This window comes from Luteimonas campi (assembly GCF_051162505.1).
In the GTDB taxonomy this organism is placed as follows: domain Bacteria; phylum Pseudomonadota; class Gammaproteobacteria; order Xanthomonadales; family Xanthomonadaceae; genus Luteimonas.
Map to the genome: position 1 here is coordinate 45,550 of NZ_JBNWEM010000002.1, position 13,854 is coordinate 59,403.

Consider the following 13,854-nt stretch of genomic DNA (forward strand, 5'->3'; position numbering starts at 1 on the left):
CGCCCGCCGGATCAGTCGACGAGGACGAAATGCGCGCCGCAGTAGGGGCAGTCGCACTGCCCGCCGTCGGCCTCGATCGGCAGGTAGACACGCGGATGCGAGTTCCACAGTGCCATCGACGGCAGCGGACAGCTCAGGGGCAGCTCGGCGCGACGGACCTCGTAACGGGTCTGCGCATTGGCCTGCGTGGTCTGGGGCTGCGTGGCGGTCATGAGGTGCGGCATCCGGATGGAACTGCCGCATTCTAGCGCGGAGCGGTCATCGGCAGTGAGCTGGCGAAGGTGTGCGCGCCGCGACGGGCGCGGATACATCGACACTGTCCGCGCACGCGCGCATGGCGCGGAAAGCGGCGGCGAAATCCGTGCAGCGCGGGACGCACGCTGCCGCCGGGCAGTCACCCGGCTGCGGTCGATCGCGTCGGGCACGGCCGGCAGGGTCCGGCCAATGCCGCGACCCCATCCGGCAGCGCTTGCGGCAGCGGCCGGACTGGGCACCGGCCGGCCGCTGCCGGCAGCAGGCCCCGGCCTGACGCCCGCCGGCGGCGCGGCGGGCGGTGCAGGTGCTGGCTCAGCCCGCGGCCGCTTCGGCCTCGGGCGCGGCGACGACCGCCTCGGTGGTGATGCGGATCTGCACCTCGTCGCTCACGTTCGGCGCGAAGGCGCCCACGCCGAAGTCGCTGCGCTTGATCGTGGTCGTGGCATCGAAGCCCGCCGCCGCGCGCTTGAGCATCGGATGCTCGGCGAACCGGTTGATGGTGACGTCCAGCACCACCGGACGGGTCTGGTCCTTGATGGTGAGATCGCCGGTGACCTTGAGGCGGTTGCCGCCGGCGGACTCGACCGCGGTGCTGCGGAAGGTCGCGGCCGGATACTTGTCGGCCTCGAAGAAGTCGGCGCTGCGCAGGTGCGCGTCGAAGTCCGCCACGAACGAGTTCAGGCCGGCGAGCGGCAGGGTCACCTCCACCGACGAGGCCGAGACATTGTCGGCGTCGTAGACGATCCGCCCTTCGGCCTGGCCGAAGTTGGCGACCGGATTGGAGAAGCCGAAGTGGCTCCACTGCGCGACCACGGTGGTGTGGGTGGGATCGATGACGTAGGTGCCGGACACGCCCTGGACGGCGTCGGCCGCCGGCGCGGCGGCTTCGGGGGTCGCGGCGGCGGCTTCGGCCGCGGGTCCGGCGGCTTCGGCCGGGGCCGGCGAATCGGCCTGCTGGCAGGCGGCCAGCGCAACGGTCAGGGCAAGCGGAAGCAGGAGTCTGGTGGCGGTAAGCATGGTCTGGTCTCGGAGGGGCGGTGGACGGGCGCGGCGCCGATGCGCGCCGCAGGCGTACTGCACCGCGGGCAGGCCGCCCGCGGGGTGGATCATGCGCTCATTCGATCCGGGCGGCCTCGTCGAAGGACAGGCGCGGGGACCGCGGATACACCGCCGCCGGATCGCCCTGGCCGAGGTTGACGAGCACGTTGGAGCGGATGGTGGTGCCGGCGAAGAAGGCCGCGTCGACCTTCGCGTTGTCGAAGCCGGTCATCGGGCCGGTGTCGAGGCCCAGCGAGCGGGCGGCCATGATCAGGTAGGCCGTCTGCATGCTCGAGCCGCGCAGCGCCACGCGCTGCAGTCGCTCGTCCGGCGAGCCCTCGAACCAGGACTTCGCGTCCACGTGCGGCATCAGCACCGGCAGCTTGTCGAAGAAGCGCAGGTCGTGGCCCACGATCACCGTGACCGGCGCGGACATCGTCTTGGCCAGGTTGCCCTCGCTCAGCGCCGGCCGCAGCTTTTCCTTGGCTTCGGGCGAGGTCACGAACACGAACCGCGCAGGGCAGGAGTTCGCCTCGGTGGGACCCAGCTTGAGCAGGTCGTAGAGCCGGCGCAGGCTGGCCTCGTCGACGCTGCCGGAGAAGGCATTGTGGGTACGTGCGGTGCGGAACAGCTGGTCGAGCGAGGGATCGGGCAGCGCGGTCATGGGCGTCCTGGCAGTAGCGGAATGGCACAGTGTAGTGTTCCATGTGCGGTGCTTTGCTTCAGCCCTCGCAACTGATGATCGCAAAATTGGAACGACTCGCGGGCCACGGCAACAATTCGCCCCAAATCTGGGCGCTCAGCGACGGCCGGGCAGGCAATGCGCGCCAGGCCGAAGCGCTGGCCGCGGCGCTGGGCGGACCCACCCGGACGCTCCAGCTGGCGCCGCGTGCGCCATGGCGATGGGCGGCCCCACGCGCGCTGCCGGGCGCCCGCGCCGCGTTCGGGTCGGGATTCGGCGACGACCAGGCCACTCCGCCGTCACTGGCCATCGGCTGCGGTCGGCAGGCGGCGCTGGCCACCCGCCTGCTGCGCCGATGTGGCGCGGCCGCGGTGCAGATCCTCGATCCGAGGATCGATCCGCGCCACTGGGACGTGGTGGTCGTCCCCGAGCACGACGGACTGGACGGCCCCAACGTCGTCCAACTGCTGGGGAGCCTGCACCCGGTCGACGACGACTGGCTGTCGCGCGCGCGCGCGCAGTTCCCGCAGTTCGCGCTGCTGCCGGGTCCGCGCACCGCTCTCCTGCTTGGCGGCCCGACCGGCAATGCGCCGTTCGACGCCGCGGGCCTGGAGGCCGTGCTCGACCGGCTCGAGCGCCTGCGCGCGGCCGAGGGCGGTAGCGTGCTGGCGACTGTGTCGCGACGCACGCCGCCGGCACTGGCGGCACGGCTGCGCCAGCGGCTCGCATCGGTACCGGGCCTGTGCTGGACCGGCACGCAGGACGGCGCCAACCCCTACCCCGGCCTGCTGGCCTGGGCCGACCGCATCGTGTGTTCGCCGGACTCGGTGAACATGGTGTCCGAGGCCTGCGCCACCGGGGCGCCGGTGCATGTCTTCGACCGCGACCGCTGCCGCGGACGCATCCGGCGCTTCCTCGACGTCCTGGATGCGCGGGGGCGCCTGGGGCCGCTCGAGGCCAGCGCGGGCGGGATCGTGCCGCTGCGCGAGACCCGTCGTGTCTCCGACGAGATCCGCGCCCGGCTCGGCCTGGGCACAGGCTGATCGCCGCTCCCGCACCCCGCCGCGCGCAGGCGCATCGCCGCCGTCCCCGGGCGCTGGCGAAGCGCGGCCTGGGCTTCGCCCCGGTGGAGATACGGCTGCCGCGGCCCGCGCGCCGGCGCTGACCGGGTCCGCGGTTTCAGCGCGGCGGCGCCGCCAGCTCGCGCGCGTCGAGGAAGCCGTTGCCGTCCACGTCCTGCCTGGCGAACCGTTCGGCCAGCCGCGCGAGATGCCGGGCCCGCGTCAAGGACGTCCCGCGGCCGCCGGGCTGCTCCTGCGGCGCCAGGACGCCGTCGCCGTCGCGGTCCATGCCGTCGAAGGCGTAGCTCATCCAGGCCTGGTATTCGGCCAGCGAGACGCGGCCATCGCCGTCGCCGTCCATCCTGGCCAGGTAGTCGCCCGTTTCCGTCACCTGCGCCCGGCCGGCGAGCGGCCAGGCGAGCACGCAGATTGCCAGCGTCGCTGCCGCACGGCGGCCGATGGCCCCGCTCATGCGCGGAACAAGGCGTCCGCCCGCCCGTCGGCGAGGGACGCCTGCGGCATCAGGCGCGCACCGACTGCAGCGAGTAGCCCTTCAGGCGCGCCGCGTAGTCCTGCAGCGCGCGGATACCGGTGGCCTCGGCTTCGCGGCACCAGGTCTGCAGGTTGTGCAGCGCCTCGTTCGCGTTGCTGGTCCGCGTCTCGAGGACCGCCGCCAGCCGGCGCCGGTACTCGACCAGCAGCTGGATGCGCGGACGCTGCGCGACCCACTGCTGCATCTGTTCGCGCGACTCGGGGCTGAGCCAGCGGCCGTCGTCGACCAGGCCCTTGCGCAGCTTGCGCGGCAGCAGCGAGCGGAGCCTCGCGCCCGCCGCCTGCGCTTCTTCCCGCAGCGCCGGCATCAGCACGTTGCGCTGGTAGTCGGTCATCGCCTGGAAGCGGTGCGCCAGCAGCGCCTTCATGGTGTCGGTATCGGGCGCCTGGATGTTGGGGCGCACGTCCAGCGACGGCGCCACGCGCAGCACCTTGGCCAGGCGCAGCTTTTCCAGCCCCTTGATCACCACCCAGCCGATGTCGAACTCCCAGCGGCGCAGCGAGAACTTGGCCGAACTCGGGAAGGCGTGGTGGTTGTTGTGCAGTTCTTCGCCGCCGATCCACAGCGCCCAGGGCGTGAGGTTGGTGGCGGTGTCGGTGGTCTCGAAGTTGCGGTAGCCCCACCAGTGGCCGAGGCCGTTGACCACGCCGGCGGCCCAGAACGGGATCCACAGCATCTGGATCGCCCAGATCGCCACGCCGGCGAAGCCGAACAGGGCGAACGAGACCAGCAGCAGGAAGGTCGGGCCGAGGTTGGCGTGCGGCGTGTACAGGCGCCGCTCGATCCAGTCGTCCGGGGCGCCCTTGCCGTACTGCTCGATGTCCTCGCGCATGCCGCGCGCTTCGCGGTACAGCTCCACGCCGCGCCAGAACACCGTGCGGATGCCCTTGAACTGCGGGCTGTGGGGATCGTCCTCGGTCTCGCACTTGGCGTGGTGCTTGCGGTGGATGGCGACCCACTCGCGGGTGATCATCGAGGTGGTCAGCCAGGTCCAGAAGCGGAAGAAGTGCGCGATCACAGGGTGGAAGTCCACGCCGCGGTGCGCCTGGCTGCGGTGCAGGTAGAGGGTGACCGAGAAGATGGTCAGCTGGGTCGCGACCAGCAGGTAGAGCGCGAGCTGCCAGAAGCCGAACTGGAGCAGGCCGCCGGCGAGGAAATCGATGAGGGACGCAGGCATGACGGTGTCGAAGCGGAGGGATCCCCGGCATGATGGGGCCCGCGCTGTCCCAAGGCCAGCCCCGTGGGGGCCTCGCAGGCCGGCCTGTTCATCCCCATGTCCCGTTCATGACCGGCACCCCGCTTTCACCTCCCCTGATCGAACTCGATGACGCACGTGTCCTGCGTGAAGGCCGCGCGGCGCTGGATGGCGTGAGCCTGCGCCTGCCGCAGGGGCGGCATACCGCCATCCTCGGGCCCAACGGCTGCGGCAAGTCGAGCTTCATCCAGCTGCTGACCCGTCAGCTGTACGCGTCGGCGCATGCCGACGGGCGCCCGCCGGTGCGCATCCTGGGCGAACACCTGTGGGATGTGCGCACGCTGCGCTCGCGGCTGGGGATCGTCACCGGCGCGATGCACGAGGAGCTGCGCTCGCTGCCCGGGCTGAGCGCCCGCGACGTGGTGCTGGGCGCCTTCGATGCCCGCCTCGCGCCGCAGGACGAGGACATCGAGCCCGCCCGCCTCGCCGCCGCCGAAACCGCGCTCGGCCGCGCCGGCGCCGCCCACCTGCACGACCGCGCCTACGAGGCGCTGTCCACCGGCGAAGCCCGCCGCGTCCTGCTGGCGCGTGCGCTGGTGCACGCGCCGATGGCCCTGCTGCTGGACGAGCCCGCGGCGGGGCTGGACGTGGTCGCGCGCGCACGGCTGCTGCACACGCTGCGCCGGCTGGCGGCGGAGGGCGTGACCCTGCTGCTGGTCACCCACCACGCCGAGGAACTGCTGCCCGAGATCGGCCACGTGGTACTGCTGCGCGCGGGCCGGGTGGTGGCCGACGGGCCGCGCGCCCAGGTGCTCACCGACGCCCTGCTGTCGCAGGCCTTCGGCGCGCCGCTGCATGTGGTCGACGGCCCGTCGCCGGTGTTCGCGCTTGCCGCGGAGGCCGTCGATGCCTGAGCTGCCCGAGGTCGAGACCACCCGCGCCGGGCTGGCGCCGCATGTCGAGGGCCGGCGCGTGCAGGCCCTGGTGCTGCGCCGCCCCGACCTGCGCTGGCCGATCCCGCCGGAACTGGGCGAACGGCTGACCGGCCAGCGCATCGACGCCGTGCGCCGGCGCGCCAAATACCTGCTGCTCGATACCGCCGCCGGCAGCGCGCTGCTGCACCTCGGCATGTCCGGCAGCCTGCGCGTGCTGGCGCCCGACACGCCCCTGCGCGCCCACGACCACGTCGACATCGTGCTGGCGTCCGCGGCACGCGTGCCGTCCCGGGTGCTGCGCTTCAACGACCCGCGCCGGTTCGGCTGCCTGCTCTGGCAGCCCGCCGGCGAGGTCCACCCGCTGCTCCGCGGGCTGGGGCCGGAGCCGCTGTCGGACGGGTTCGACGGCGACTACCTGTTCGCCCGCAGCCGGGGCCGCAGCGCGCCGGTGAAGAGCTTCCTGATGGACCAGCGCATCGTCGTGGGCGTCGGCAACATCTACGCCGCCGAGGCCCTGCACGCGGCCGGCATCTCGCCGCTGCGCGCGGCCGGACGGGTCTCCCGCGAGCGCTACCGGCTGCTGGCCGAGGCCGTGCGTCGCATCCTGGGACATGCGATCGCGCGTGGCGGCACCACCCTGCGCGACTTCCTCGCCCCCGACGGCGCGCCAGGCTATTTCGAACAGGAACTCTCGGCCTATGGCCGCGGCGGCGAGCCCTGCCCGCGCTGCGGGCGACCCCTGCGCCAGGCCAGCATCGGCCAGCGCGCGACCGTCTGGTGCGCCCGCTGCCAGCGCTGAGCGGCCGGAAATCCGCGGGCGAGGCGGCTTCGCGGTATAGTCCGGGCCGCTGAAGGGAGCACAGCGCCACATGTCCGACACCGCAGACATCACTCTCTGGCTGGACGCGGCGCGCGGCGGAGACCGGGGCGCGCTCGACCGGGTCCTGGCCACGCTGTACCAGGAACTGCACACCATGGCCCGGCGCCAGCTGTCGGGCCAGATGGGCCAGACGCTCGACGCCACCGCCCTGGTGCACGAGGCCTACCTCAAGCTGATCGGCCGGCGCGAGATCCAGTTCGACGACCGCGCGCACTTCTTCGCCTATGCCGCCTCGGCGATGCGCAGCGTGGTGGTCGACTACGCGCGCCAGCGCCTGGCGCAGAAGCGTGGCGGCGACCTGCACCGCGTCACCGACCTGCCGCACGATCTGGAAGGCGGCCTGCGCATGGACGAGGACATGCTGGCGCTGGACGTGGCCCTGACCCGGCTCGCCGGCGTCGACGCCAAGCTCGCGCAGGTGGTGGAGCTGCGCTATTTCGGCGGACTCTCCGAAGCCGAGATCGCCACCCTGCTCGACCGCTCCGACCGCAGCATCCGCCGCGACTGGCAGAAGGCGCGGATGTACCTGCTGGCCTCGCTGGGCGGCTGACGCCGCGCAACGTGGCTCCGGGGGGAACCATGCACCGCAAGCATTCCGGCCGCGGCCCGCGTGGCACCGCCGGCAGTCTCCGCTGATGGACGCCGACCGCTGGCAGCGCCTGTCGCCGCTGCTCGATGCCCTGCTGGAACTCGACGAGGCCGCCCGCGCCAGCAGCCTGGCCTCGCTGCGCGACGACGATCCGCAGCTGGCCGACGACCTGGAGGAACTGCTCGCGCTCGAGGCCGGCAGCGACTTCCTGACCGAACCTCTGATCACCCCGCATCCGGGCGTGCATGCCGGCGCTTCGGTCGGGCCCTACGCGCTGGAGCGCATGCTCGGCGAGGGCGGCATGGGCCAGGTCTGGCTGGCGCGCCGCGCCGACGGCCTGTACGAGCGTCGCGTGGCGCTCAAGCTGCTGCGCCCGGGCCTGGCCGATCCGGGCCTGCGACTGCGCTTCACCCGCGAGCGGCAGATCCTGGCGCGGCTGGAGCACCCGCACATCGCGCGCCTGCTCGACGCCGGCATCAGCAGCGACAACCAGCCCTACCTGGCGCTGGAGTACGTCGAGGGCGAGCCGATCACCGACTGGTGCCGCGCGCGCGATCCGGGCGTGGTCACCCGGGTGCAGCTGTTCATGCAGGTCTGCGAGGCGGTGAGCCACGCGCATACCAACCTGATCGTGCACCGCGACCTCAAGCCGTCGAACATCCTGGTCACGCCGCTGGACGACGTGCGTCTGCTCGACTTCGGCATCGCCAAGCTGCTCGACACCCCCGACCACGCGCCGGAGCAGACCCGCACCGGCCTGCGCGCGTTCACCCTGCACTACGCCGCGCCCGAACAGATCCGCGGCGAACCGGTCACCACCATGACCGACGTCTACTCGATGGGCGTGGTGCTGTACGAGTTGCTGGCCGGGCGCAAGCCCTACCAGCTCAAGCGGCCCAGCGACGCGCAGTGGGAGGACGCGATCCTCAACGTGGACCCGCAGCGGCCGTCGCTGGCGCTGCAGCGCGACGCCGATGGCGCCACCGCCAGCCCCGCCGTGCGGCGGCGCGCGCGCGAGGTGGCCGGCGACCTCGACAACATCGTGCTCAAGGCCCTGGGCAAGAAGCCGGAACAACGCTACCCGTCGGTCGAGGCGATGGCGCTGGACCTGCAGCGCTGGCTCGACGGCAAGCCGGTGCATGCGCGGCCGCAGAGCCTGTCGTACCGCATCGGCAAGTACGTCAGCCGGCACCGCTGGGCGCTGTCCACCGCGGCCGTGGTGTCGCTGGTGCTGGTCGCGGCGCTGGGCATCGTCGCCTGGCAGGCACGGCAGGCGGTCAGCGAGTCGGCGCGCGCCCAGGCCATGCAGAACTTCGTGGTCGGCCTGTTCGAGACCGCAGGCGGCGTGCCGTCCGGGGCGCCAGTGGACATCCATCGCCTGCTCGACGATGGCGAACGGCGCATCGAGCGTGAACTGGGCAACCAGCCGGTCGCGCGCGCCGAACTGCTGGGCGTGGTGGCCCGGCTGCGTTCGGGCCTGGGCGACTACGGCGCCGCGCACGAGCTGCTGCGGCGCCAGGCGGTGCTGGTCGATGCGCTGCCCGACGCGCCACCGAGCCTGCGCCTGCAGTCGGCCACCGACCTGGGCCGGGTGCTGCGCCTGACCGGGGAAGCCGAGGCCTGCCTGGCGCGGATGCAGCCGCTGCTGTCGCTGGCGCGGCGCCATGAGCACCGCCTGCCGCTGCCGGCGTCGGCGTTCTACACCCAGCTCGGGCGTTGCCATGCCGCCAACCGCGGCCTGGCCGACGCGCGCGGGCTGTACCTGCGTTCGCTGTCGCTGCGCCGCGACGCCCTGCAGGACGACGCAGGGGTTGTCGAAAACCTGGGCGACCTGGCCAACCTGCATGCCGCCGCAGGCGATACCGGGCGCGCACTGGCCGCCTCGCGCGCCGCCCTGGGCCTGCTGCAGAGCACTGCGGGCGAGCGGCATCCGCTGGCGATCGACCTGCTGCGGGCGCTGTGTTCCTACGAGCGCGACGCCAGCAACACCGAGGCCGCCGAACGCCACTGCCGCCGCGCCGTGGACCTGGCGATGGACCTGCGCGGCAGGCAGCACCACGCCACCATCGACGCGCGCCGCCAGCTGGCGGCGCTGTACGTGGACCAGGGCCGCTTGGCCGACGCCGAAGCCGAATTCCGCGACGCGCTGGCATGGCTGGTCGCGCGCCTGGGCCAGGACCACGTCGACGTCGCGCGTGCGCGCAGCAGCCTGGCGATCATCGCCTGGGAACGCGGCAACATCGACACCGCGCTGGACGAGCTGGCGCGATCGGTGGACACCTGGCGGCGCCAGCGCAGCCAGCCACAGCTGGCCGGTGGCCTGTTCAACCAGGCCATGGTGCTGCACAGCGCGGGGCGCGACGCGGCGGCGCTGCCGCTGCTGCTGGAGTCGCTGCAGCTGCGACGCGGCATCTACGGCGAGCAGCACGGCCTGGTCGGCGACACGCTGCGCCTGCTGGGCGAAGTGCAGGGGGCCCTGGGACGGGATCAGGCGCTCGACAGCCTGCGGCAGGCGCAGGCGCTGACGCGCCTGGGGTATGGGGCCCAGCATTCGCATACGCGGCGGGCCGAGATCTCGCTGGCGCGCCATGAGGCGCGGCGCGGGGATGCGGCCGCACTCACCCGACTCGATGCGCTGGCCGAGCTGCCGCAGCAGGAAGCCGAAGTGCGCAAGGCCGGGTGGCTGGCGCGCGCCTACGCCGCGGATGTGCGCTGCGGCATCCCGGACCAGCGCCCGCTGGCCCTGGCCAGCCTGCAGGCACTGCAGGTGCAGCTCGCCCAGGCGCGACCCGAGGGCGGCGCGCTGCCGCGCGAGATCGATGGCCTGCAGGCGGCCTGCCTGGGCCTCGCCGGTACGCGCGCGCGCTGATTCAGCGCAGGGGCAGGGGCGGTTGCAGCGGCTCGATCCGTCCCTCGCCGCGCGAGATCCGCTTGAACTCGGCGCGGCTGACCGAGACATAGCGCTCGTTGCCGCCGATTTCCACCTGCGGCCCTTCGCTGACCGCGAAGCCCTGCTCGTCCACGCGCACCGTCATGGTGGCCTTGCTGCCGGTGTGGCAGATGGTCTTGATCTCGCTGATCTCGTCGGCCCAGGCCAGCAGGTACTGGCTGCCCTCGAACAGCTCGCCACGGAAATCCGTGCGCAGGCCGTAGCACAGCACCGGCACGCGCAGGGCATCGACCACCTCGCCCAGCTGCCAGACCTGCGCGCGGCACAGGAACTGCGCCTCGTCCACCAGCACGCAATGCAGCCGGCCGTGCGCGGCGATGTCGCGCTCGACCAGCGCCTGCAGGTCGTCCTCGCGCCCGAAGGCCAGGCCGTCGGCCTTCAGCCCGATCCTGGATGCCACCGTGCCGGAGCCGGCGCGATGGTCCAGGCGCGGGGTCATGATCAGCGTGCGCATGCCGCGTTCGCGGTAGTTGTGCGCCGACTGCAGGAGGGTGGTGGTCTTCCCGGCATTCATCGCCGAGTAGTAGAAATAGAGCTTGGCCATGGGCGGAATTCTAGCGCCCGCTGCCCGGCTCCCTTCCGTTCGCGGGAACCCGCGTCCCGCGCAGCGGGCGGGGGCGGGATGCGACGGAAAGGCCGGCCCGCGGCCCGCGGAGGGGGTTGGCGCCCGCGGCCGCCCGGCAGCCCCCGGCGCGCGATGCCGCCCGGGTAGAATGCCCGGCCGATTCCAGCAGTCGCACGATGCACGGCCTCAACCCCCAGCAATCCGCCGCGGTCACCCACTGCGACGGCCCCCTGCTCGTGCTGGCAGGCGCCGGCAGCGGCAAGACCCGGGTCATCGTCGAGAAGATCGCGCACCTCATCGCGACCGGCCGCTACCCGGCCAAGCGCATTGCCGCGATCACCTTCACCAACAAGTCGGCGAAGGAAATGCGCGAGCGCGTGGCCAAGCGGATCCGCGGCGACGCGGCCGAGGGCCTGACCGTCTGCACCTTCCATTCGCTGGGCCTGCGGATCCTGCAGGCCGATCCGGACAAGGTCGGCCTGCGCCGCGGATTCTCGATCTTCGACAGCGACGACACCCTGGCGCAGATGAAGGACCTGATGCCGGGCGCCAAGCCCGACGCGGTGCAGGCGATGCAGTCGCTGGTCTCGAACATCAAGAACGCCGGGCTGTCGCCGGAGCAGGCGGCGGAGGCGGCGCGCAGCGCGCGCGAGCACGAGGCCGCTTCGCTGTACGCGCGCTACCAGCAGCGCCTGGCGGCCTTCAACGCGGTCGATTTCGACGATCTGATCCGCCTGCCGGTGCAGTTGCTCGAATCCGACGAGGACGCCATCGCCGGCTGGCGCGAGCGCATCGGCTACCTGCTGGTCGACGAGTGCCAGGACACCAACGACGCGCAGTACCGCCTGCTCAAGGCGCTGGCCGGGCCCAAGGCCAACTTCACCTGCGTGGGCGACGACGACCAGAGCATCTACGCCTGGCGCGGGGCCAATCCCGAGAACCTCACCCAGCTGGGCACCGATTACCCCAACCTGGTGGTGGTCAAGCTCGAGCAGAACTACCGCTGCTCCAACCGCGTGCTGCGCGCGGCCAACGCGCTGATCGCCAACAATCCGCACGAGCATCCCAAGACGCTGTGGAGCGCGCAGGCCGACGGCGAACGCATCCGCGTCTGGGAGTGCCGCGATGCCGCGCACGAGGCCGAGCGCGTGGCCGGCGAGATCCACTTCATCGCCACCGCGCGCAAGGTCGAATGGGGCGAGTTCTGCATCCTGTTCCGCGGCAACCACCAGTCGCGCGCGCTGGAGAAGGCGCTGCAGCTGTTGCGCATTCCCTACCACCTGTCCGGCGGAACCGCCTTCCTCGACCGCGGCGAGGTCAAGGATGCGCTGGCCTGGCTGCGGCTGCTGGCCAATCCGGAGGACGACTCGGCTTTCCTGCGCGCGGTGCAGTCGCCCGGCCGCGGCATCGGCGCTACCTCGCTGGCCAAGCTGGCCGAGATGGCCCGCCATGCGCAGCTGCCGCTGTCGCGCGCAGCCGAGTCGATGGGCCTGCTGAAGCAACTGCAGCCGCGCGTGGCCAACGCGCTCGGCGCATTCACCGACATCGTGCGCGGACTGCGCCGCGACGCCGCGCAGCTGCCCGCCGCCGACCTGGTGCGTGCGCTCAACGAAAAGTCCGGACTCATCGCGATGCTGCGCGAACAGTGCAAGAGCGACGAGCTGTTCCGCATCCGCCGCGGCAACCTCGACGAGCTGGCCGACTGGTTCGAAGGCGCCAAGGCCGCGGGTCCCGGCGAGCTGGCCGCGCAACTGGCCCTGCTCTCGCACGCCGACAAGGGCGATCCGGGCAACCAGGTGCGGCTGATGAGCCTGCATGCGGCCAAGGGCCTGGAGTTCCGCTACGTGTTCATCGTCGGCATGAACGAGGACACGCTGCCGCACGAGGCCAGCATCGACGAAGGCCGCCTCGACGAGGAGCGCCGGCTGCTGTACGTGGGCATCACCCGCGCCAAGGAGCAGCTGTGGCTGTCCTACCCCCGCGAGGCGCAGCGCTGGGGCGCCAAGCTCAGGCTGGCGCCCAGCCGCTTCTTCGAGGAACTGCCGGCGGCCGAACTGCAGCGCGACGGCGCCGATCCGGTCGCGGATGCAGCGCGCAAGGCCGAGCGGGCCGACGTCGGCTTCGCCTCGATCCGCGCGCTGCTTGAGGATTGACCCCCCGCGACGGCACGTCCACGGGCCGCAACATCGCTTCGTTACACTCCAGTTCCGATCCATGTCCGAGGTTCTTCGCATGCGCGCGCACGTTTCCGCCGCACCGCTGCTTGCTGCAGCCCTGTTCGTCACCGGCTGCGCGTCGCTGCCCACGGCCTCCTCCCCGCCTGCGGACGCCGCGCCGACCGCCGCCACCGCGGTCGGGGCCGCGGCGGACGACAACCTCAACGCCGTGCTCTGGGTCCAGCGCTCGGCCGAATACCAGGCCAACACGATTTCCCTGTTCCGGGCGGCGATCGGGCAGCTCGACGAAGCGCTGGCGACGCCCGGCTGGGACGCGCTGGTGCCTGCCGAGCGCGAACAGTCCGCCCCACTGGCGGGCCTGCCGCCTGCCGTGATCATGGACATCGATGAAACCGTGCTCGACAACTCCCCCTACCAGGCCCGCCTGGTGGCCGGCGGCGGCGAGTACAACGAAGTGACCTGGTCGAGCTGGGTCGAGGAACGGAAGGCGCGTCCCGTGCCGGGCGTGCTGGAATTCGCGCGCGCCGCGCAGGCACGCGGCGTGACCATCCTGTATCTGTCCAACCGCGCCCAGCACCTGCAGGAGGCCACGCTGGCCAACCTGCGCGCGGTCGGCATGCCGGTCAAGGACGAAGGCGTGTTCCTCGGACTGGGCACCCACGTCGAAGGCTGCGAGCAACATGGTTCGGAGAAGCTGTGTCGTCGTCGCCTCGCCGGGCAGCAATATCGCGTGCTGATGCAGTTCGGCGACCAGCTGGGCGACTTCGTCGAAGTCATCGCCAACACCCCGCAGGCACGTGCCACCCTGCTCGACACGCACGGCCCCTGGTTCGGCGAGCGCTGGTGGATGCTGGCCAACCCCACCTACGGCTCCTGGGAGCCGGCGCTGTTCAACAACGCCTGGGGCGACTCGCGCGAACTGCGCAGAAGCCAGAAGCGTGAGGCGCTGGAATTGTCTAAATAAATCAACTACT

13 protein-coding genes are annotated in these 13,854 nt (G+C 72.1%); 7 read left to right on the top strand and 6 right to left on the bottom strand.

Annotated features, from left to right (window positions below; genetic code table 11):
- Positions 1-11: 11 nt before the first annotated feature.
- From ACQYVW_RS05335 to ACQYVW_RS05345, 3 genes are all read right to left on the bottom strand, one after another.
- Positions 12-212 carry a zinc-finger domain-containing protein gene (locus ACQYVW_RS05335; protein WP_434937070.1) on the bottom strand — a complete coding sequence of 67 codons (201 nt, stop codon included), beginning with the start codon at positions 210-212 and terminating at the stop codon, positions 12-14.
- 355 nt (positions 213-567) lie between these two features.
- On the bottom strand, positions 568-1,272 hold the full coding sequence (locus ACQYVW_RS05340; protein WP_434946854.1) for a YceI family protein: 705 nt from the start codon (positions 1,270-1,272) through the stop codon (positions 568-570).
- 97 nt (positions 1,273-1,369) lie between these two features.
- On the bottom strand, positions 1,370-1,957 hold the full coding sequence (locus tag ACQYVW_RS05345) for a malonic semialdehyde reductase (RefSeq protein ID WP_434937080.1): 588 nt from the start codon (positions 1,955-1,957) through the stop codon (positions 1,370-1,372).
- A 74-nt stretch (positions 1,958-2,031) separates the two neighbouring features.
- Between ACQYVW_RS05345 and ACQYVW_RS05350 the strand changes: the two genes are divergently transcribed.
- Positions 2,032-3,018 (top strand): mitochondrial fission ELM1 family protein, encoded by a 987-nt coding sequence (locus ACQYVW_RS05350; protein ID WP_434946284.1) that lies wholly within the window; start codon positions 2,032-2,034, stop codon positions 3,016-3,018.
- 136 nt (positions 3,019-3,154) lie between these two features.
- Here the strand turns inward: ACQYVW_RS05350 and ACQYVW_RS05355 are convergent, their stop codons facing one another.
- Together ACQYVW_RS05355 and ACQYVW_RS05360 are read right to left on the bottom strand one after the other, a co-directional pair.
- Complete coding sequence (locus ACQYVW_RS05355; RefSeq protein ID WP_434935544.1) at positions 3,155-3,508, bottom strand: EF-hand domain-containing protein; 354 nt, start codon at positions 3,506-3,508, stop codon at positions 3,155-3,157.
- A 49-nt stretch (positions 3,509-3,557) separates the two neighbouring features.
- On the bottom strand, positions 3,558-4,766 hold the full coding sequence (locus ACQYVW_RS05360) for a DesA family fatty acid desaturase (protein WP_434935546.1): 1,209 nt from the start codon (positions 4,764-4,766) through the stop codon (positions 3,558-3,560).
- A 107-nt stretch (positions 4,767-4,873) separates the two neighbouring features.
- Here ACQYVW_RS05360 and ACQYVW_RS05365 point away from each other — a divergent pair, with 107 nt between their 5' ends.
- The 4 genes from ACQYVW_RS05365 to ACQYVW_RS05380 all read left to right on the top strand — a co-directional run bounded on the left by ACQYVW_RS05365 (position 4,874) and on the right by ACQYVW_RS05380 (position 10,057).
- Positions 4,874-5,698: an ABC transporter ATP-binding protein gene (locus ACQYVW_RS05365; protein WP_434946285.1), complete on the top strand. Its 825-nt coding sequence runs from the start codon at positions 4,874-4,876 to the stop codon at positions 5,696-5,698.
- The gene (mutM, locus tag ACQYVW_RS05370) at positions 5,691-6,518 is read left to right on the top strand and encodes a bifunctional DNA-formamidopyrimidine glycosylase/DNA-(apurinic or apyrimidinic site) lyase (RefSeq protein WP_434935549.1); all 828 of its coding nucleotides are present in this window, start codon (positions 5,691-5,693) and stop codon (positions 6,516-6,518) included. Before ACQYVW_RS05365 ends, mutM begins: the two co-directional genes overlap by 8 nt.
- 70 nt (positions 6,519-6,588) lie before the next feature.
- Positions 6,589-7,149 (top strand): ECF-type sigma factor, encoded by a 561-nt coding sequence (locus ACQYVW_RS05375; protein WP_434935551.1) that lies wholly within the window; start codon positions 6,589-6,591, stop codon positions 7,147-7,149.
- An 85-nt stretch (positions 7,150-7,234) separates the two neighbouring features.
- Positions 7,235-10,057, top strand: coding sequence for a serine/threonine-protein kinase (locus ACQYVW_RS05380; protein ID WP_434935553.1), 2,823 nt, complete (start codon positions 7,235-7,237; stop codon positions 10,055-10,057).
- Between the two features lies 1 nt (position 10,058).
- Here ACQYVW_RS05380 and ACQYVW_RS05385 read toward each other — a convergent pair whose 3' ends face one another.
- Positions 10,059-10,682, bottom strand: coding sequence for a thymidine kinase (locus ACQYVW_RS05385; RefSeq protein WP_434935555.1), 624 nt, complete (start codon positions 10,680-10,682; stop codon positions 10,059-10,061).
- 197 nt (positions 10,683-10,879) lie between these two features.
- Between ACQYVW_RS05385 and ACQYVW_RS05390 the strand changes: the two genes are divergently transcribed.
- Both ACQYVW_RS05390 and ACQYVW_RS05395 read left to right on the top strand, forming a co-directional pair.
- Complete coding sequence (locus ACQYVW_RS05390) at positions 10,880-12,856, top strand: UvrD-helicase domain-containing protein (protein ID WP_434946286.1); 1,977 nt, start codon at positions 10,880-10,882, stop codon at positions 12,854-12,856.
- 61 nt (positions 12,857-12,917) lie between these two features.
- Positions 12,918-13,844: a 5'-nucleotidase, lipoprotein e(P4) family gene (locus ACQYVW_RS05395; protein WP_434946287.1), complete on the top strand. Its 927-nt coding sequence runs from the start codon at positions 12,918-12,920 to the stop codon at positions 13,842-13,844.
- The last annotated feature ends 10 nt before the right edge of the window (positions 13,845-13,854 follow it).

What these genes read in the sequence shown, in the direction of transcription:
- ACQYVW_RS05335 (WP_434937070.1), bottom strand. Translation starts at nt 212, where the DNA reads ATGACCGCCACGCAGCCCCAGACCACGCAGGCCAATGCGCAGACCCGT.
- ACQYVW_RS05350 (WP_434946284.1), top strand. Translation starts at nt 2,032, where the DNA reads ATGATCGCAAAATTGGAACGACTCGCGGGCCACGGCAACAATTCGCCC.
- ACQYVW_RS05340 (WP_434946854.1), bottom strand. Translation starts at nt 1,272, where the DNA reads ATGCTTACCGCCACCAGACTCCTGCTTCCGCTTGCCCTGACCGTTGCG.
- ACQYVW_RS05345 (WP_434937080.1), bottom strand. Translation starts at nt 1,957, where the DNA reads ATGACCGCGCTGCCCGATCCCTCGCTCGACCAGCTGTTCCGCACCGCA.
- ACQYVW_RS05360 (WP_434935546.1), bottom strand. Translation starts at nt 4,766, where the DNA reads ATGCCTGCGTCCCTCATCGATTTCCTCGCCGGCGGCCTGCTCCAGTTC.
- ACQYVW_RS05380 (WP_434935553.1), top strand. Translation starts at nt 7,235, where the DNA reads ATGGACGCCGACCGCTGGCAGCGCCTGTCGCCGCTGCTCGATGCCCTG.
- ACQYVW_RS05395 (WP_434946287.1), top strand. Translation starts at nt 12,918, where the DNA reads ATGTCCGAGGTTCTTCGCATGCGCGCGCACGTTTCCGCCGCACCGCTG.
- ACQYVW_RS05385 (WP_434935555.1), bottom strand. Translation starts at nt 10,682, where the DNA reads ATGGCCAAGCTCTATTTCTACTACTCGGCGATGAATGCCGGGAAGACC.
- ACQYVW_RS05375 (WP_434935551.1), top strand. Translation starts at nt 6,589, where the DNA reads ATGTCCGACACCGCAGACATCACTCTCTGGCTGGACGCGGCGCGCGGC.
- mutM (WP_434935549.1), top strand. Translation starts at nt 5,691, where the DNA reads ATGCCTGAGCTGCCCGAGGTCGAGACCACCCGCGCCGGGCTGGCGCCG.
- ACQYVW_RS05390 (WP_434946286.1), top strand. Translation starts at nt 10,880, where the DNA reads ATGCACGGCCTCAACCCCCAGCAATCCGCCGCGGTCACCCACTGCGAC.
- ACQYVW_RS05355 (WP_434935544.1), bottom strand. Translation starts at nt 3,508, where the DNA reads ATGAGCGGGGCCATCGGCCGCCGTGCGGCAGCGACGCTGGCAATCTGC.
- ACQYVW_RS05365 (WP_434946285.1), top strand. Translation starts at nt 4,874, where the DNA reads ATGACCGGCACCCCGCTTTCACCTCCCCTGATCGAACTCGATGACGCA.